13 protein-coding genes are annotated in these 19706 nt (G+C 65.4%); 9 read left to right on the top strand and 4 right to left on the bottom strand.

What is annotated here, in order from left to right; translation table 11 throughout:
* Positions 1 to 271: 271 nt before the first annotated feature.
* The 8 genes from tkt to IC66_RS0135135 all read left to right on the top strand — a co-directional run bounded on the left by tkt (position 272) and on the right by IC66_RS0135135 (position 9823).
* Positions 272 to 2257, top strand: a complete 1986-nt coding sequence (gene tkt, locus IC66_RS0135170) for a transketolase (RefSeq protein ID WP_028142026.1) — start codon at positions 272 to 274, stop codon at positions 2255 to 2257.
* 148 nt (positions 2258 to 2405) lie between these two features.
* Positions 2406 to 3413, top strand: coding sequence for a type I glyceraldehyde-3-phosphate dehydrogenase (gene gap, locus IC66_RS0135165; protein WP_028142027.1), 1008 nt, complete (start codon positions 2406 to 2408; stop codon positions 3411 to 3413).
* A 144-nt stretch (positions 3414 to 3557) separates the two neighbouring features.
* The gene (locus IC66_RS0135160; RefSeq protein WP_038950780.1) at positions 3558 to 4754 is read left to right on the top strand and encodes a phosphoglycerate kinase; all 1197 of its coding nucleotides are present in this window, start codon (positions 3558 to 3560) and stop codon (positions 4752 to 4754) included.
* Between the two features lie 56 nt (positions 4755 to 4810).
* Complete coding sequence (fba, locus tag IC66_RS0135155; protein ID WP_018318707.1) at positions 4811 to 5878, top strand: class II fructose-bisphosphate aldolase; 1068 nt, start codon at positions 4811 to 4813, stop codon at positions 5876 to 5878.
* A gap of 256 nt (positions 5879 to 6134) precedes the next feature.
* A complete protein-coding gene (locus tag IC66_RS0135150; protein ID WP_038950779.1) occupies positions 6135 to 7160 on the top strand; it encodes a class I fructose-bisphosphate aldolase in 1026 nt (341 codons plus the stop codon).
* 3 nt (positions 7161 to 7163) lie between these two features.
* Entirely contained in the window at positions 7164 to 7853 is a 690-nt protein-coding gene (locus tag IC66_RS0135145; RefSeq protein ID WP_038950778.1) for a thiamine phosphate synthase, read from the top strand.
* Positions 7854 to 7861: 8 nt separating this feature from the next.
* Complete coding sequence (locus IC66_RS0135140) at positions 7862 to 8935, top strand: tetratricopeptide repeat protein (RefSeq protein ID WP_038950777.1); 1074 nt, start codon at positions 7862 to 7864, stop codon at positions 8933 to 8935.
* Positions 8936 to 9031: 96 nt separating this feature from the next.
* Complete coding sequence (locus IC66_RS0135135) at positions 9032 to 9823, top strand: inositol monophosphatase family protein (protein WP_038950776.1); 792 nt, start codon at positions 9032 to 9034, stop codon at positions 9821 to 9823.
* A 120-nt stretch (positions 9824 to 9943) separates the two neighbouring features.
* Here the strand turns inward: IC66_RS0135135 and IC66_RS0135130 are convergent, their stop codons facing one another.
* The 4 genes from IC66_RS0135130 to IC66_RS0135115 form a co-directional block, all read right to left on the bottom strand.
* Positions 9944 to 13099, bottom strand: a complete 3156-nt coding sequence (locus IC66_RS0135130; protein WP_038950775.1) for a multidrug efflux RND transporter permease subunit — start codon at positions 13097 to 13099, stop codon at positions 9944 to 9946.
* Positions 13100 to 13105: 6 nt separating this feature from the next.
* Positions 13106 to 14299, bottom strand: a complete 1194-nt coding sequence (locus IC66_RS0135125) for an efflux RND transporter periplasmic adaptor subunit (RefSeq protein WP_085968065.1) — start codon at positions 14297 to 14299, stop codon at positions 13106 to 13108.
* Between the two features lie 310 nt (positions 14300 to 14609).
* Positions 14610 to 16904, bottom strand: a complete 2295-nt coding sequence (locus IC66_RS0135120; protein WP_440588120.1) for an autotransporter family protein — start codon at positions 16902 to 16904, stop codon at positions 14610 to 14612.
* A gap of 618 nt (positions 16905 to 17522) precedes the next feature.
* Positions 17523 to 18539: an SAM-dependent methyltransferase gene (locus IC66_RS0135115; RefSeq protein ID WP_028142036.1), complete on the bottom strand. Its 1017-nt coding sequence runs from the start codon at positions 18537 to 18539 to the stop codon at positions 17523 to 17525.
* Between the two features lie 168 nt (positions 18540 to 18707).
* On the opposite strand from IC66_RS0135115, the gene IC66_RS0135105 reads away from it, so the two are divergent.
* Positions 18708 to 19706: hypothetical protein (locus IC66_RS0135105; RefSeq protein WP_049806717.1), on the top strand; the 999-nt coding region annotated here is incomplete at its 3' end.

Genomic DNA, 19706 nt, shown 5'->3' with positions numbered 1-19706 from the left:
AGCCGAGCGCAACGCCGCCGCGAAACTATGCACTGCTAGATCAGGCGCGGATCATCCCGACCCATGGGTTCCTGCCCGCGCGATGGCATCGAAACGGAGCCGCCACTTTCGCAGCGTGCCGCAGGCAACTTTTACGGCCGAATCGGCGTTTGACTGCCTTGGACTCCCGGAACCGAGATGCTATCCCAGCCCCGACCTTCAGTGGCCGCCAGGCTCCTCCCGCGCGGGCGTACACCGCCTCCAAGCGCCTCATTTCAGACGGATTTCAGACATGACGCAGGTCGATCACACCCGTATGGCCAACGCGATCCGCGGCCTTTCGATGGACGCCGTCGAGAAGGCGAAATCGGGTCATCCCGGCCTGCCGATGGGTGCCGCCGACATCGCCACGGTGCTGTTCACGCAATTCCTGAAATTCGACGCCGCCGCGCCCGCCTGGCCCGACCGCGACCGCTTCGTGCTCTCGGCCGGCCACGGCTCGATGCTGCTCTATTCGCTGCTGTATTTGACCGGCAATTCCGAGATGACGCTGGACCAGATCAAGCAGTTCCGCCAGGTCGACTCGCTGACCCCGGGGCACCCCGAGAATTTCCGCACCAGGGGTATCGAGACCACGACCGGCCCGCTCGGCCAGGGCATCTCGACCGCGGTCGGCATGGCGCTCGCCGAGAAGATGCTCGCTGCCGAGTTCGGCAAGAAGATCGTCGATCACCACACCTATGTGCTCGCCTCCGACGGCGACCTGATGGAAGGCGTGTCGCAGGAAGCGATCGCGATGGCCGGGCACTGGAAGCTCAACAAGATGATCGTGCTCTACGACGACAACGGCATCTCGATCGACGGCCCGACCTCGATCTCCGATTCCGTCGACCAGGTGAAGCGCTTCAAGTCGGCGGGCTGGGCCGCCGAGAGAATCGACGGTCACGATCAGGCGGCGATCGCCGACGCTATCACGCGCGCGAAGAAATCCGGCAAGCCGACGCTGATCGCCTGCCGCACCACCATCGGTTTCGGCGCGCCGCACAAGCAGGGCACCTCGAAGGTGCATGGCGAGGCGTTAGGGGCCGAGGAGCTCAAGGCCGCCAAGGAAAATCTCGGCATCTCGCTCGAGCCGTTCGCGGTCGCCGACGACGTGCTGAAGGCGTGGCGTGACGCCGGCAGCCGCGGCGCCGCGGCGCGCCAGGAATGGGAGGGCCGGCTCGGCGAGCTCGGCAGCCGCAAGCGCGCAGAATTCGAGCGGCGCCTGCGCCATGAACGTCCCGCCTCGCTCGCAAAGGCCGTGCGCGCATACAAGAAGGAATTGCTGGAAAAGCCGATGACCGCGGCGACCCGCAAATCCTCGGAAGCCGTGATCGAGGTCATCGCCGGCGCGATGCCGATGGAATTCCTGGCCGGCTCGGCCGATCTCACCGGCTCCAACAACAACAAGGCGAAATCGGCGACCGCGTTCTCGGCCAAGACGCCGAAGGGCCGCTTCATCCATTACGGCATTCGCGAGCACGGCATGGCCGCGGCGATGAACGGCATTTTCCTGCATGGCGGCTTCGCGCCGAACGGCGCGACCTTCCTGGTGTTCACCGACTATGCACGTCCTGCGATGCGCCTTGCCGCGCTGATGGGCTCGGGCGTCGTCTACGTGATGACGCACGATTCCATCGGCCTCGGCGAAGACGGCCCGACCCACCAGCCGGTCGAGCATCTCGCCGCGCTTCGCGCCATTCCCAACATGCGCGTGTTCCGTCCCTGCGATTCCATTGAGGTCGCCGAGTGCTGGGAGCTTGCGCTCAACCGCATCGACGGCCCGACCGTGCTGGCGCTGACGCGCCAGAACCTGCCGCAGCTGCGCTCCACCGTGCCGAACGACAACCCTTGCGCACAGGGCGCCTACGAGCTGGTCGCAGCCCAGGGCGAAGCCAAGGCGACGCTGTTCGCCTCCGGCTCCGAGGTCGAAATCGCGGTCGCCGCCCAGAAGCAGCTCGCGGAACGCGGCATCGCGTCGCGCGTTGTCTCCGTTCCCTCGCTCGAGCTGTTGTTAGCGCAACCAGAGGCCAAGCGCGCCGCCATCATCGGCAACGCGCCGGTCAAGGTCGCGATCGAGGCCGCCGTGCGTTGGGGCTGGGATGCCGTGATCGGCCAGGATGGCGAATTCATCGGCATGCATTCCTTCGGCGAAAGCGGCCCTGCAAAGGAGCTTTACAAGCATTTCGGCATTACCGCCGAGGCCGCGGTTAACGCTGTGCTGAAGCGCGTTTCCTGAGAGTTGAGCTTGCCGCAAAAAAGGACTACGTAGTCTCTCATATGATCAAGCACCGCCCGGCCGAACCGGGCGCCCGCCCCTAAAAAACCCTCGCAGGCGCGCATAGCGCGTTGTGCGGGATGACAACGGTCATTGAAGGAGACGAAACATGGCAGTCCGCGTCGGAATTAACGGTTTTGGCCGCATCGGCCGCAACATCCTGCGGGCCATCGCCGAGTCCGGCCGCAAGGACATCGAGGTCGTCGGCATCAACGATCTCGGTCCGGTCGAGACCAACGCCCATCTGCTTCGTTTCGACAGCGTCCATGGCCGCTTCCCCGGCACCGTGACCGTCGACGGCGACTCGATCAATCTCGGTGGCGGCAAGATCAAGGTGACCGCCGAGCGCGATCCCTCGAAGCTGCCGTGGAAGGATCTCGGCGTCGACATCGCGATGGAATGCACCGGCATCTTCACCTCGAAGGACAAGGCGTCCGCGCATCTGACCGCCGGCGCCAAGCGCGTGCTGGTCTCCGCGCCCGCCGACGGCGCCGACGCCACCATCGTCTACGGCGTCAACCACGAGACGCTGACCAAGGAGCACCTGGTCATCTCGAACGGCTCCTGCACAACCAACTGCCTGGCGCCGGTCGCCAAGGTGCTGAACGATCTCGTCGGCATCGAGACCGGCTTCATGACCACGATCCACGCCTATACCGGCGACCAGCCGACGCTCGATACGATGCACAAGGATCTCTATCGCGGCCGCGCGGCGGCGATGTCGATGATCCCGACATCGACGGGTGCTGCGAAGGCGATCGGCCTCGTGCTGCCGGAGCTCAAGGGCAAGCTCGACGGCGTCGCGATCCGCGTGCCGACCCCGAACGTCTCGGTCGTCGACCTCAAGATCATCGCCAAGCGCGCCACCGACGCCAAGGAGATCAACGCGGCGATGAAGCGCGCCAGCGAGCAGCAGCTCAAGGGCATCCTCGGCTACACCACCGCGCCGAACGTCTCGATCGACTTCAACCACGACCCGCACTCCTCGACCTTCCACGAGGACCAGACCAAGGTGCAGAACGGCACGCTGGTGCGCGTGATGTCCTGGTACGACAACGAGTGGGGCTTCTCGAACCGCATGGCGGACACCGCCGTCGCGATCGCGAAGGTGATCTAAGCAAGGTCTCGTGTCCCGGACGCGGCGCAGCGCTAAGCGCTGCTCCGCAGAGCCGGGACCCATTCAATTGCGGGACTCGCTGTCATGTGGGTCCCGGTTCTGCAGCGCATCGCTCCGCGCTGCGCTGCGCCCGGGACAAGAGAGATGACCAACAAATTCCGCACCCTCGACGACGTCGATGTGAAGGGCAAGCGCGTGCTGTTGCGCGTCGACCTCAACGTGCCCATGGACAATGGCCGCGTCAGCGACACGACCCGGCTCGAGCGCGTCGCGCCGACCATCACGGAAATCTCGGACAAGGGCGGCAAGGTCATCCTGCTCGCGCATTTCGGCCGGCCGAAGGGGCGCGACGTCAAGGATTCGCTCAAGCCTGTCGCTGAAGCGCTGTCGAAGGTGGTGAAGAAGCCGGTCGCTTTCGCCGACGACTGCATCGGCGAGCCCGCGGCCAAGGCCGTCGCTGGCCTGAACGACGGCGACATCCTGTGTCTGGAAAATACCCGCTTCCACAAGGAAGAGGAAAAGAACGATCCGGCCTTCGTCGCGGAGCTGGCGAAGCTCGGCGACATCTGGGTCAATGACGCGTTCTCGGCGGCGCACCGCGCCCACGCCACGACCGAAGGCCTCGGCCACAAGCTGCCCGCCTATGCCGGCCGCACCATGCAGGCCGAGTTAGATGCGCTGGAGAAGGCGCTGGGCTCGCCGACCAAGCCTGTCATCGCCATCATCGGCGGCGCAAAAGTCTCGACCAAGATCGACCTGCTTGAGAATCTCGTGAGCAAGGTCGACGCGCTCGTGATCGGCGGCGGCATGGCCAACACCTTCCTGCACGCCCAGGGCGTCGGCGTCGGCAAGTCGCTGGCCGAGAAGGATCTCGCGCCGACCGCGCTGCGTATCATGGAGAAGGCGGAAGCCGCCAACTGCGCCATCATCCTGCCGGTCGACGCCACCGTCGCCTATCATTTCGCGGCCAACGCGCCGTCGCACGCCTATGGGCTCGATGCGATCCCGGCCGACGGCATGATCCTCGACGTCGGGCCGCAATCGATCGCCCGCGTCCACGCCGCGATCGACGACGCGGCGACCTTGGTCTGGAACGGCCCGCTCGGCGCCTTCGAGATGCAGCCGTTCGATCGCGGCACGGTCGCGGCCGCCCGGCACGCCGCCGAGCGCACCAAGGCGAAAAAGCTGATCTCGATCGCGGGCGGCGGCGACACCGTCGCTGCGCTCAACCAGGCCCATGTGGCCGGTGACTTCACCTATGTCTCGACCGCCGGTGGCGCGTTCCTCGAATGGATGGAAGGCAAGCCTCTGCCCGGCGTCGAGGTTTTGCGCGTCAAGTAAGCCAGATCGGCGAGTAATCAGCGGCCCCGCAAGGCCCCAACGGGAGAAAAAGACAGATGGCTCGGATCACGTTACGTCAATTGCTCGACCACGCGGCAGAGAACGATTACGGCGTACCGGCCTTCAACATCAACAATATGGAGCAGGCGCTGGCGATCATGGACGCGGCCAACCAGGTCGACGCGCCCGTCATCATCCAGGCCTCGCGCGGTGCGCGCTCCTACGCCAATGACGTCATGCTCAAGCACATGATGGACGCGGTGACCGAAATCTATCCGCACATTCCGGTCTGCGTGCATCTCGACCACGGCAACGAGCCGGCGACCTGCATGACCGCGATCCAGGCCGGCTTCACCTCGGTGATGATGGACGGCTCGCTCAAGGCCGACGGCAAGACCCCCGGCGATTGGGGCTACAATGTCGGCGTCACCAAGACCGTGACCGACATGGCCCATCTCGGCGGCATTTCGGTGGAAGGCGAGCTCGGCGTGCTCGGCTCGCTCGAGACCGGCATGGGCGACAAGGAAGACGGCCACGGCGCCGAGGGCAAGCTCAGCCACGACCAGCTCCTGACCAATCCGGACGAGGCCGTGAAGTTCGTCCAGGAGACCAGGGTCGACGCGCTCGCGATCGCGATGGGGACCTCGCACGGCGCCTACAAGTTCACCCGCAAGCCGGACGGCGACATCCTCGCCATGAACGTGATCGAGGAGATCCACCGCAAGCTGCCGAACACGCATCTGGTGATGCACGGCTCCTCCTCGGTGCCCCAGGACCTGCAGGAGATCATCAACGCCAATGGCGGCAAGATGAAGCCGACCTGGGGCGTGCCGGTGTCCGAGATCCAGCGCGGCATCAAGAACGGCGTGCGCAAGATCAACATCGACACCGACAACCGCATGGCCATGACCGGCCAGATCCGGAAAGTGCTCAAGGACAATCCGGAAGAGTTCGATCCGCGCAAATATCTGAAGCCGGCGATGGAAGCCATGACCAAGCTGTGCAAGCAGCGGCTCCAGGAGTTCAACACCGCAGGCCAGGCCTCCAAGATCAAGAAGGTCCTGACCACCGCCGAGATGGCCAAGCGCTACGCCAAGGGCGAGCTGGATCCGAAGGTCGCGTAATCCCCTCGAGCCTATTCCCGGGTCATTCCGGGACACGCCAACGGGTCCGCGCGAATGCGCGGCACGATGACAGGCTCCGCGTGGGCCCGGAATCCATAACCACAGCCTGGGGTTATGGATTCCGGGCCTGCGCCTTTCGGCGCATCCCGGAATGACGGAAAGCCCCTTACCCCTGCGACGAACGTTAACTCGGCAATTGCCCGAGAACGGTCTATTTTCACGGGCAAGGGCAGAATCGTTTTGGGAGGACCTCTCGATGAATCTGACTGAGCTCAACAGAATCGCGACCGCCATGGTCGTATCAGGCAAGGGAATCCTCGCCGCCGACGAATCCTCGGGCACCATCAAGAAGCGTTTTGACGCGATCGGCGTGGACTCGACCGAAGACAACCGCCGCGACTATCGCGAGATGCTGTTCCGCTCCACGGAGGCCATGAGCCAGTATATTTCCGGCGTGATCCTCTATGACGAGACGATCTGGCAGGATGCCAAGGACGGCACGCCGCTGGTGAAGCTGATCGAACAGAGCGGCGCCATTCCCGGCATCAAGGTGGACGAAGGCACGCAGGCCCTGCCGATGTGCCCGGGCGAGCTCGTGACGGTCGGGCTCGACAGGCTCGCCGAACGGCTGAAGAAGTACTATGAGCGCGGCGCGCGCTTCGCAAAATGGCGCGCGGTGATCGACATCGGCAGCGGCATCCCCTCGATGACCGCGATCAGCGTCAACGCCCATGCGCTGGCGCGCTATGCCGCGCTGTGCCAGGCCGCACAGATCGTGCCGATCGTCGAGCCCGAGGTGTTGATGGACGGTGATCACGACATCGACCGCTGCTATGAGGTGACCACCCGCGTGCTCAACAAGACGTTTCAGGAATTGCGCGTGCAGCGCGTCGCGCTCGAAGGCATGGTGCTCAAGCCCAACATGGCGATATCCGGCAAGAAGTCACCGAAGCAGGCCTCCGTCGAGGAGGTCGCGGAAAAGACGGTCCGGCTGCTCAGGGCCTGCGTGCCCGCGGCGGTGCCCGGCATCGCCTTCCTCTCCGGCGGCCAGTCGGACGAGGAGGCGACCGCGCATCTCAACGCCATGCACAAGCTCGGCCCGCTGCCCTGGGGCCTGACCTTCTCCTACGGCCGCGCCCTGCAGGCCGCGCCGCTGAAGGCCTGGTCCGGCAAGGCCGAGAACGTCGCGGCCGGCCAGCGCGCCTTCAGCCATCGCGCGCGCATGAACGGCCTCGCCTCCAAGGGCGAATGGCAAAACAGCCTGGAAAAGAAGGCAGCCTAGATCTTGTCGAACAAACCGCCTCCGCCGCGCCCGGCGCCGCGCCTCTATCTCGCGACGCCCGTCGTCGATGATCCCGTTGCGCTCGTCGCCGAGCTGCCGGGCCTGCTCGCCGCCGCCGACGTCGCAGCCGTGCTGCTGCGGCTGAAGGAGACCGACCAGCGCACCATGATCTCGCGCATCAAGGCGCTCGCGCCGCCGGTGCAGAAAGCGGGCGCCGCCCTGCTCGTCGAGGACCATGCCGAGCTGGTCGCGCGCGGCGGCGCCGACGGCGCGCACCTCCCCGGCATCGCCGCGCTGAAAGAGGCACTGCCATCGCTCAAGCCAGATCGCATCGCCGGTGTTGGCGGGCTGACGACGCGGCACCATTCCATGGATGCGGGCGAGATGGGAGCGGATTACGTGCTGTTCGGCGAGCCCGATGCGAAAGGCCAGCGCCCCTCGGCGCAAGCGATCGCGGAACGGCTCGACTGGTGGGCCGAGCTGTTCGAGCCACCCTGCGTCGGCTTTGCCATGTCGCTGCAGGAAGCCCACGACTTTGCTGCCAGTGGCGCCGATTTCGTCCTGGTCGGCGAGTTCATCTGGGCCGATCCGCGCGGGCCCAAGGCCGCGCTGATCGAGGTCGACGCTGCGATCAAGAAAGCCCATGCGACGGCGACGGCCAGCCAAAATCCTGCGAGCCAGGAGCACGGCTAGCGCCCAACATGAAGCTTCCCTGCATCACCATGCTGGCCACGCTGCTGCTCACAGTGCCCGCAGCCGCGCAGCTCCAGATCACCCCGCCGGCTGCGACGCCGAGCGCGCCTGCCGAGAAGCAAAAGCCCAAGCCGCACGCGATCACCAAGAAGAAGGAAGCCGCGCCGGCGCCGAAGCCGTCAGCTTCGCCCAAGCCGACCTCCTCGCCCAAGCCGGCGACCGTGATCCCCGCGCCTTCCAGCGACAATTCCAATGTCGATCTGGTGTTCGGCGCCTATCAGCGCGGCCAGTACAAGACCGCGTTCGACCTGGCCACCGCCCGCGCGCAAGCCGGTGATCCCAAGGCGATGACCATGCTCGGCGAGCTCTATTCCAATGCCATGGGCATGCGGCGCGACTACGCCAAGGCAGCCGAATGGTACAAGCGCGCGGCCGATGCCGGCGACCGCGAGGCGATGTTCGCGCTCTCCATGCTGCGCATTTCGGGCCGCGGCGGCCCGATCGACAAGAGCGAGGCGGTCAAGCTGATGGCGTCCGCCGCCAAGCTCGGCGAGCCCAGGGCGGCCTATAACCTCGCTCTGCTCTATCTCGACGGCCAGACCCTGCCGCAGGACGTGAAGCGCTCCGCTGAACTGCTGCGCCAGGCCGCCGATGCAGGCCTGCCCGAGGCGCAATACGCGCTGGCAACCTTCTACAAGGAAGGCACCGGCGTGCCGAAGGACCCGGAACGCTCGGTGCGGCTGCTCCAGGCCGCCTCCCTCGCCGACAATGTCGACGCCGAGGTCGAATATGCCATCGCCATGTTCAACGGCACCGGCACGCCGAAGAACCAGCCGGCTGCCGTCGCCCTGCTCCGCAAGGCCTCCCGCCAGGGCAGCGCGATCGCGCAGAACCGGCTGGCGTGGGTGCTGATCAACGGCGTGGGCACGTCCGTAGACAAGGTCGAGGGCTTCAAATGGCACCTGGTGGCCAAAACCGCCGGCAAGGGCGACCCGGAGCTCGACAAGCAATTATCCGACCTGCCCGCCGAGGACCGGACCAAGGCGGAGGCCGCCGCCAAAAAATGGCTCGGGACCAAATGACTTGACGCAATGACTTGACCTGAGGGCCCTTGCAGGGCACCCAATCCCCAAACAGGCGCGATTTCCCGCCCTTTCCCCCGATCAAGACCAGAGCTCATGCTGTATTCCGCCACTATCAACGTCATGGTCAAAGCCGCGCGGCGCGCCGGCCGCAGCCTCAAGCGCGATCTCGGCGAGATCGAGCATCTGCAGGTCTCGCTGAAGGGGCCGGCCAATTTCGTCTCGCTCGCCGACAAGCGTGCCGAGGAGATTCTCTACCAGGACCTCGCCAAGGCGCGGCCCGGCTACGGCTTCATCGGCGAGGAGGGTGGCACCCGCGAGGGCTCCGACAAGAGCCACACCTGGATCGTCGATCCGCTCGACGGCACCACCAACTTCCTGCACGGCATCCCGCAATTCGCGATCTCGATCGGCCTCGTGCGCGAGGGTACGATCATTGCGGGCGTGATCTACAATCCCGCCAATGACGAGCTCTACATCGCCGAGCGCGGCAAGGGCGCCTTCCTCAACGACCAGCGCCTGCGCGTCGCCGGCCGCCGCCAGCTCAACGAATGCGTGGTGGCCTGCGGCCTGCCCCATATCGGCCGCGGCGATCACGAGGAATTCCGCCGCGAGATGACCGCGATCCAGGACCGCGTCGCGGGCCTGCGCCGCTTCGGCGCCGCCTCGCTCGACCTCGCCTTCGTCGCCGCCGGTCGCCTCGACGGCTATTGGGAGCGCAATTTGCAATCCTGGGACATCGCCGCCGGCATGCTGATGGTGCGCGAAGCGGGGGGAACGGTGAGCGATATCGCGACGCCCGGCGATGCGCTGATCACCGGGCACGTGGTGTGCGGGAATGAGTACGTGCACGGGGAATTGGTGAAGATTTTGCGGAAGCCGGCGTAGCAGTAGACGCGCGAGCCAATCACTCCGCTGAGACGCTAGTGGGATCCGGAGAAGCCGCCGCGTACTGGATGCCCCGCCCCCGTGCGCAATTGCGCACCAGGCTGGGCATGACAGTTTGCCTTATGACTTGACCGGCGCCGGCGGGCCGTACGGCTCGCCTTGCTTCGCCGCCTTCGGCTCCCGATCCCCCGCCAGCACGCGCTGCACCGAGACGAAGAACACCGGCACCATCAAGAGCGCCAGAATCACCACCGCGATCATGCCGCCCATCACGATGCTGCCGAGCGCCTGCTGGCTGGCGCCGCCGGCACCGTGCGCGATGGCCATCGGCAGCACGCCGCAGATGAAGGCGAGGCCCGTCATCAGGATCGGGCGGAAGCGCAGGCGGCAGGCCTCGATGGTGGCTTCCACCAGCGGCTTGCCTTCTTTGCGCAGATCCTTGGCGAATTCGATGATCAGGATCGCGTCCTTTGCCGCAAGGCCGATGATGGTGATCAGGCCGACGGTGAAATAGACGTCGTTGGGCAGGCCGCGCAGCATGGCCGCGATCACCGCGCCGACGATGCCGAGCGGCACGGTGAGCAGAACTGCGAGCGGAATGGTCCAGCTCTCGTAGAGCGCGGCGAGGCACAGGAACACCACGAACACCGACAGACCGAGCAGGAACGGCGCCTGCGAGCCCGACAGCTTCTCCTGGAGCGACTGGCCGGTCCATTCGTAACCGAAGCCGCGCGGCAGCCGGCCGGCAAGGCGCTCCATCTCGGCGATCGCATCACCCGAGGTGAAGCCGGGCTTGGCCTCGCCGGAGATGCGCACCGCCGGATAATAGTTGAAGCCTGCGATCTGGGTCGGGCCTCGCGCCCATTCCACCGTGGCGAAGGACGAGAACGGCACCAACTGGCCGCGGCTGTTCTTGACGTTGTAGTTGAGAATGTCCTCGGTCCGCATGCGGTCGCGGGCGTCGGCCTGCACCACGACGCGCTGCATGCGGCCGCGGTTCGGGAAGTCGTTGATGTAGTTCGAGCCAAGATTGGTCGAGATCGTGTTGTTGATGTCCTCGAAGGTGACGCCGAAGGCGCCGGCCTTCTCGCGGTCGATCATGAGATTGACCACCCCGGCCTCCGGCAGGCCCTCGACATAGACCTTCTGAAGCACGGAACTGGCGTTGGCTTCCGCGATCAACTGATCGGCGGCGCGCATCAAGGCCGGATAGCCCTTCTGTCCGCGGTCCTGGAGGCGGAACGAGAAGCCCGACGAATTGCCGAGATTGTCGATCGGCGGCGGCTGCAGCGCGGAGATTTTGGCATCGCGGATCGACGCCCCCAGATCGCGATTGATGTCGTTGACGATCGATGCGGCGGAATCCTTCGGTCCACGCTCCGACCAGTCCTTCAGCGTGATGAAGGCCTGCGCGGTGTTCATGCCCTGGCCGGAGAAGCTGAAGCCGGTGAGGAAGGTGACATCTTTCACGCCCGGCCGTTCGGCGAGATATTTCTCGACCTTCTCGATCACGGCCTCGGTGCGGGGATAGGACGAATCCGACGGCGTCTGCACGTCGGTGGTGACGAAGCCCTGGTCGTCGATCGGCAGGAAGCCGCCCGGCAGGCTGACGAAGGCCCAGGACAGGCCGACGAGCAGCGCGACATAGACCAGCATCAGCCGGCCGGTCCGCTTCAGCGAGAAGCCGACGGTGCGCGCGTAGCGCAACCGGCAGGCCTCGAGCATATGATTGAACCGGCTGAACACGAAGTTGGTCGAATGGCCATGCCCCCTGGCAATGGGCTTGAGCAGCGTCGCGCACAGCGCCGGCGTCAGCGAGAGCGCGAGGAAGGCGGAGAAGCCGATCGCCGCGACCATGGTGACCGAGAACTGGCGGTAGATGATGCCGACCGATCCCGGGAAGAACGCCATCGGCACGAACACCGCCATCAGCACCAGCGTGATGCCGATGATGGCGCCCGTGATCTGCGACATCGCCTTGCGTGTCGCTTCCTTCGGCGACAGGCCTTCCTCGGCCATGATGCGCTCGACGTTCTCGACCACGACGATGGCGTCGTCGACGAGGATGCCGACCGCGAGCACCATGCCGAACATCGAGAGCATGTTGATGGAATAGCCGGCGAGCAGCAGCGTGGTGCAGGCGCCGAGAAGCGCCACCGGCACCACGATGGTCGGGATGATGGTGTAGCGAATGTTCTGCAGAAACAGGAACATCACCACGAACACCAGCACCACGGCTTCGACCAGCGTCATCAGCACCTTCTTGATCGAGGCCTCGACCACGGGCGTGATGTTGTAGGGAATCTCGTAGGAGATGTTGGCCGGGAAGAACCGCGACAGCTCCTTCATCTTCTCTTCGACCGCGCTCGCGGTCGCCAGCGCATTGCCGGTCGGCGACATCAGCACCGAGAGACCGGCGGTCGGCTTGCCGTTCAGGCGCGTGTTGAACTGGTAGCTGAGGCCGCCGACCTCGATACGTGCGACGTCGCGCAGGCGCACGGTCGAGCCGTCGGCATTGGCGCGCAGGATGATGGCGCCGAATTCATCCGGGGAAGAGAGCTGGCCCTTGACCAGCACCAGCGAGGAAGTGCGTTGGCTCGACGTCGAGGGCTCGGCGCCGATGCTGCCCGAGGCGACCTGCGCGTTCTGCGCGGCAATCGCCTTGTTGACGTCGTCGGCGGTGAGCCCGTAGCCGACGAGCTTGGCCGGATCGACCCAGACGCGAAGCGAGCGCTCGGTCGAATAGAGCGTGGCGCGGCCGACGCCGGGGATGCGGCGGACTTCGCCGAGCACGTTGCGGATCATGAAGTCGCCGAGCCCGACCTCGTCGAGGCTGCCGTCGGTCGAATTCAGCGTGATGATCTGGAGCACCGCGCTCGAGGCTTCCTCGATCAGGATACCCTGCTGAATCACCGCGCGCGGCAGGCGCGCCTCGACCCGCTTGATGCGGTTCTGCACCTCGACCGAGGCCGCGCTGGTATCGGTGCCGGGCACGAAATTGGCGATGATCTCGACCTGGCCGAGCGAGTCGCTGGTCGATTCGAAATTGAGAATGCCGGAGGCGCCGTTGAGCTCCTCCTCGATCAGGCGCGTGACGCTGTTGTAGAGGTTTTCGGGCGAAGCGCCGGGATAGCTGGTCGAGATCGAGATCGAGGGCGGCGCGATGATCGGATATTGCGCGATCGGCAGCAGCGGCACGGCAATCGCGCCGATCAAGCAGATGAACAGCGCGACCACCCAGGCAAAGATTGGCCTGTCGATGAAGAAACTCGCCATGGCGCGTTACCGCGTGAGCTTCTGGGCGTGCCGGTTGTCCGCGGTCGCGTCCGCCTCCGACCAGGATTGCGGCTTGACCTTGTCGCCGGCGGCGAACTTCTGGAAGCCTTCGACCACGACCTTGTCGCCGGCCTTCAGGCCTTCGGTGACGAACCAGATGCCGTCCTGCACCGAACCGGTGCGCACCGGCTGCACCGCGATGTGGTTGTCGTCCTTGACGACGAACACCTCGCTGCCGCCGCCGCCATTGCGCTGGATCGCCTGCTGCGGCACCGCGATCGCGTCGCTATCGAGACCCTGGTCGATGCGGACGCGGACATACATGCCCGGCAGCAGTTCGCGCTTGGGATTGGGGAATTCGCCGCGCAATGTCACCTGCCCGGTGTGGGCATCGACCTTGGCATCGGAGAACAGTAGCTTGCCGTCGAGCGAATAAAGCGTGTTGTCGTCGAGCACCAGATGCACCTTGGCGGCATCGGAGGCGATGCGCTCGAGGTCGCCGGTCTCGAAGGCACGGCGGAGCTGGTTGAGCTCGTTCACCGACTGGGTGAAGTCGGCATAGATCGGATCGAGCTGCTGGATGGTGGCGAGATTGGTCTCGTTCTGCACGGCGAGCGCACCCTCGCTGACGAGAGCCGCACCGACGACGCCGTCGATCGGCGCGCGCACGGTGGCATAGTCGAGATTGAGCTTGGCACGCGAGAGTTCCGCCTTGCGTCCCTCGACCTCGGCATGGGCCTGACGCTCGGCCGCGATCGCCTTTTCGTTCTCGGCTTCCGGGGCGGCGCGGTCCTTGGTGAGCGCAGCGACGCGGCGTGCCTGCTGGTGCGCCTGCATCGCAGCGGCCTCGGCCTTGGCGAGCGCCGCCTCGTTCGCCAGCACCTCGACCTCGAACGGGCGCGGATCGATGCGGTAGAGCGGATCGCCGGCCTTCACCTCACTGCCCTGGCGGAACAGGCGCTCGACCACGATGCCGGAGACGCGCGGCCGCACGTCGGAGACGCGCGTCGGCGCGATGCGGCCGGGCAATTCCCGGACCACGGCGCGCGGCTGCGGCTTGACGATGACGATGCTGACGTCCGGATAGGCGGGCGGAGCGGCAGACACGGCGGAGCTGGATTCGTCGCAAGCACCAAGCAGCGGCGCCAAGGCCGCGAGCATCATTGCAACGCATGCCGATCGCGCGCGAAGTCCTGACATGAAGTTAAGTGCCCCGATGTTGTTGAAACTGATCACGCTCCGCGCGCGGCCCGTTCTGGGCGATTCCGTGCGGCTGATACCGTCAAAATAGAATGCACCTGCTGCGATGCAACGCATGCTGCAGGCGGCTCATTGTCACACAATGTATCCTGTTGAACTTATGCAGCTTTTATGGACTCACCTGATTGTGAGACAGGTTCCATCGCGGCGTGCTGCGGCGGAACATCGCAACGAAACGTTACGGACTGCAGTGTGCGCTCAAAGCACACGGTTCCTCGGACTACGCAAATTCCCTGCGACATCGCATGAATCACCAGGTGACGCGAAAACCTCCGCTACCCCTGTAATGGCGGTTGTCCGCGCTGTTGTTGAGGCTCGTATTGTAGGTGCCCTCGCCGAAGATGGTGTAGCGCCCGTTGGCCCAGCTGTAGCTGCCGCCACCGCCGATGCTACCCCACAGCCGATCTTGCGCATTTGCAAATCCGGTACCTGCCACGTCCACATTGGTGCCGCCGAGGAACTCGTAACGCAGATTGGCAATGCCGTAGACATCGGAACGCACGATACCCGTGCCGTCGTTCCAGGTCCTCTGATGGTTGAGGGCAAGGCCGGCGCGGCCGAGCAGGCTGTCAGCATCGCGCAACGACACCGGCGCGCCGAACCGATCGGCAAAGCTGTCGAAAGCGACCTTCGAATAGGAGAGCTGCGCCTGAGGCGTCAGTGACCAGCCACGGCCAATGCCGATCCGCTTGCCGGTTTCGGCGCTGAAGGCATAGCCGAACCCTTCATTGCCGTGGATCAGGCTGCCGGCCAGCACGGACGACAGATCGCTGCGGTAGAACATCGACTGCGCCTGACCGTCGACATAGAAGCCGTTGTCGCCATACCAGGTGAGCGTGCTGCCCACCCCCGTTCCCTCGACGCGGATACGACCATTGCCGAAGAACGAGGCGACATTGGCGGTGGTCAGGCCATATTGCGCGGTGAGGCCGACGAACAACTGGCCCCGCTCGTTCTCGAGCACGAGGCCATCGAGTCCCGTCTGCACCTTCAAATGATCGGCCTTATAGGTCGAGCCGGTGGTGTTGGAGGGCTGCAAGTCGGAATGCCCGCCTTCGATGCGGCCCCAGAACGCCGTGGGCGCCGGCGAAGCCACGCCCGGCACCGGCGCGGCGCCGGCGCGCGCCATCGCATCGCTGCCGCCCCAATAGCGGTTGCCGACGCGCTGCTGCAGCGTCGGCAGATCGTTGATGCCGAGCATCACCTGCGCGTAGTTCTCGTAAAGCGGAACGCCCGGCTGATAGAGCGGACCGGGCGGCGTCGCCACCGGCGGATTGAGCAGGCTCGAGCGCAGGTACCAATCGCCGTCGCCGGGAGTGGCGATGCCGTTCTTCTGCAATGTATAGGCATAGGCGCCGCCGACCACGGCCTGTTCGCCGTGAAAGACGTAGCTGCCCAGAAGCGAAAAACTGCCGTTGGACGCTCCGACCACGTCGATCACCTTGATGCCTTCGGTGGTCTGCGCACCGGCGCCGCCGACATTGGTGACACGCAGCGACGACGCGCCCGACGTGCTTCCGTGCACCCGCAGCAGGTCGGTCGGCGAGCTGTCGCCGCCGAGCCGGCTGTTGAGCTCCACGATTCCGCCATTGCCGAGATAATTGCCGGTCACTGTCAGCGTCGTTCCCGGCGCACCACCGAGGGTGACCGTGCCGGCATTGCCGAGCGAGGCGAGCGTCTGATTGAAGCCGGCGAGGTCGAGCGTGCCGCCGGCGGCGACCGTGATGGCCGAGGCCGCGCTGAATGTGTTTGTGGCTCCGGCGCGGAGAGTACCGCCGTTCACAGTCGTCGCGCCGTTGTAAGTATTGGCTCCCGCCAGCGTCTGGATGCCGCCGGTGAGCGTCAGACCGCCGGTGCCACCGATCACACCGGCGAACTGATCGTTCGCGTTGGTGATGGTGAGGTTCTTCGCGCCAAGCGCGACGGCGCCAGTTCCGGCCAGGCTTTGAATGCTCGTGCCGGCGGCCGTGATGCCCGAGACGCTGAAGGTTCCGTTTGCGACGACCCGGCTTGACGCGGCAACCGAGCCACTACTGGCGAGCGCAAGCGTGCCGGCCTGGATCACCGTAGCACCGGTATAGGTATTGGCGGCGCGGAGATTGAAGGTGCCCGCGCCAGTCTTGGTCATTCCGCCAACGCCGGAAAAGCCGCTGTTCGCGCTTACAGTGAAGGCCTGCGTGTCGACAGTCAGACCGCCCGCGGCGATATTGAGGCTTCCCGGCACGAATGCGGAGATGAAGCCGACGCTGTTTATTCGGGCGCGCAGGATGGCATTATTGAAATTGACCTGGCCAGTTCCTCCCCCACCGGGGCGAGACAGGATGGTCGTCTCGAGCGTGCTGCCGCCGTCGATATTGAGCGTGCCCGTGCCGGCGGCGAAGCTTCCGAGCAACACTCCTGCTTGGGCGAAAACTCTGGCGCCGTTCTCGATGTTGAGTGTACCATTGCCACTGGCGCCGATTTCGATCTGAGCGCCGGATGTAGTCCATTGTGATCCGGCCCCGCTGACGGTGACGGTGCCGTTGCTTCCGCCTGCGACTCCAATCGCAATCGTCGCGCCACTGGTCGTCAGCGTGCTGCCGTTCTGAATTGTCAGGTTGCCGAATGATCCGGTCGTATTGCCGACGGTCAGTCGACCTGTCGCGCCGGCAGCAGCACCGCCTACGCCGAGGATCGTCGGGTTTGGCGACGTCGTATTGATGTTGACGAGGTTGCCCGCGATTGGGACCGCGCCACCGGACCAGTTGCTCCCGACCGTCCAGTCGCTGCTTGTCGTTCCGGTCCAGCTTTGGGCCGAAGCAGACCGGGGGACAGCGCTATCAGCGCCGCCGCTGCCGCGCTCGCCAGCTGCAAGCGAAGCATTCGGGTCCGGAGGTTACTGGATGGAGAGCGCTGCGTCCGATTCGGACTCCTGTGCAGCGAATCATCGTGGTGTGGTCGGGTTGAGGCAGCCCCGATGCATTCGCGCATGCTCATTCCAATTGCGTCCGCGCCGTTCGAGGGTGCGGATTTCTTGTCGTGTCGTCCACGAGGGACAACCACGACGATAGGCGAGCGGAAACGTTCAGACAACAATTGCCACATGTTCCTACAAAGAAAGCACGCGGCGTGTGCCGTTTGGGCAACGAAAGACACTTAACAAATTCTTTCGAGTGGCCGCGCGCTACGCCGCCTTCATCCGGTAGCGGCTGATGCCCCATTCGCTGCCGGCGGCGTAGCCGAACAGGCCCGCTGTCGCGAGCAAGAACCAGCGCCAGCGCCGCATCCACAGGTGCGTCTCCGCGCCGTAGACGTTGCGCAAGGCCGCCTCGATCGCATCCCGGTGCGCGTCGAAATTGGCGAGCCAGTCGTTGGCGGTGCGCTGATAATGCGCGCCGCTCCAGCACCATTCCTTCTCGACCGTGAAGATGTCGTGGAATTGCCTGACGAGGTGATGGCTCGGCATCAGCCCGCCGGTGAAGACGTGCTGGGCGATCCAGTCCTCGCGGTCGAGCCGGTCGAACAGCTGGGAGCCGGAGCGATGGGTGACGATCTGCATGAAGAAGCGCCCGTCGGGGGCGAGCCATGACCGCAGGCGCGTCATCAGCTTGCGCCAGTTCATCATCTGCTCGAACATCTCGACCGAGACGATGCGGTCGAACTGGCCGTCGGGCGCGAACACGTTCATGTCCGCCGTGACCACGCGCAGGTTCAGCAAGCCGCGCCGCCGCGCCTCCTCCTCGACATGAGCGCGCTGCGCCTGCGAGGTCGACACCGCCGTCACCCTGGCGTGCGGAAACTGCCGCGCCATCCACAGCGACAGCGAGCCCCAGCCGCAGCCGAGCTCGAGGATGGTCTGGCCGTCGGCGAGGCCGGCATGCTCGACCGTCTGGCGCAGCGCCTCCTCCTCCGCCTCCTGCAAGGTGGTCGCATCGGTCTTGTAGAAGCAGCAGGAATATTTGCGGCTGGGGCCGAGCATTTCGGCGAAGAACGCCGCGGGCACGTCCTCACGCCCGGCCTCCGCGTTTTCGGCGATCGGCCGCAGCATCATCCGGCCTGCGAAAGCGGCATCGGCGGGCGCATCATGCGCGGCGAGGCGGGTTGCGCTGCGGGAGCACAGGCGCTGGATCGCGGCGCGGATCACGACGTCCGGCAGCGGCACGCGTTCGGCAGTCCCGATGATCGCGGAAACGACGCTCATGCGCCCCCCGAATGGCGAATCTCTGCAGACACCAGCTTATCAAAGCGCCGCTTCCGGTGCGGGTTCCCCCAGCTGTCCCCGAAATCGGCGCATCCGGCGCTTTTTTTGGGCCGGCGCTGTGCCATAGTGCGCGCCGCAAGCAAGCTTTTGGAATGGATGATACCGGCCATGCCGTCAGGCGCCTCGCCCCGCTCCACCATGGATATTGAGTATACAAAGCTGTCCTCACCCAGCGTCTTCCTGGTGCGGATGCTGGTCTTCCTGGTGCTGTGCACGCTGGTCAGCGTGGTGCTCTACAAGCAGATCATCCAGGCCTTCTTCGCCAATCCCGGCCTCAATGCCCTGATCGGCGGCGTGCTGTTCATCGGCATCATCCTGGCCTTCCGCCAGGTCATCCGGCTCTACCCCGAGGTCTCCTGGGTCAACAATTTCCGCATCGCCGATCCCGGCCTGGCGCCGGCCCGGCACCCGAAACTGCTGGCGCCGATGGCGGCGATCCTCGGCGGCGAGCGCTCCGGGCGAATGTCGATCACCCAGACCACCATGCGGCATTTGCTCGATTCGATCGCGACGCGCCTGGATGAAGCCCGTGACATCTCGCGCTACATGACCGGCCTTCTGGTCTTCCTCGGCCTGCTCGGCACCTTCTGGGGCCTGATCGAGACGGTCGGCTCGGTCGGCAAGGTGATCGACGGGCTCAAGGTCGGCGGCGATTCCGGCGCACTGTTCGACACGCTGAAGGAGGGCCTCGCCGCCCCGCTCGGCGGCATGGGCATCTCGTTCTCCAGCTCGCTGTTCGGCCTTGCGGGATCGCTGATCCTCGGCTTCCTCGATTTGCAATCGAGCCAGGCGCAGAACCGCTTTTACACCGACCTCGAAGACTGGCTCGCCACCACCGTGCGCGAATATGGCAGCGGCGAGGTCGCGGTCGCTTCCGGCGGCGGCGGGGTCGCCAGCGGCGAGCTCCAGGCCGCGGTCGAACGCTTACGCTCCGTGCTCGAGGAAGGCAGCGCCAGCCGCGGCACCACGGCGGCGATGGCGAGCCTTGCCGAAGCCATCCAGGCGCTGGTCTCGCATATGCGCACCGAGCAGCAGATGATCCGCGAATGGGCCGACGGCCAGGGCGAGCAGAACCGCGAGATCCGGCGTCTGCTGGAGCGCATCGCC

Origin of the sequence: Bradyrhizobium genomosp. III (genome assembly GCF_000261705.1) — a bacterium.
Taxonomy (GTDB): Bacteria; Pseudomonadota; Alphaproteobacteria; order Rhizobiales; family Xanthobacteraceae; genus Bradyrhizobium; species Bradyrhizobium ottawaense.
Note: the sequence above shows the minus strand (reverse complement) of the source record. Positions and strands in the feature narration are given on the sequence as shown.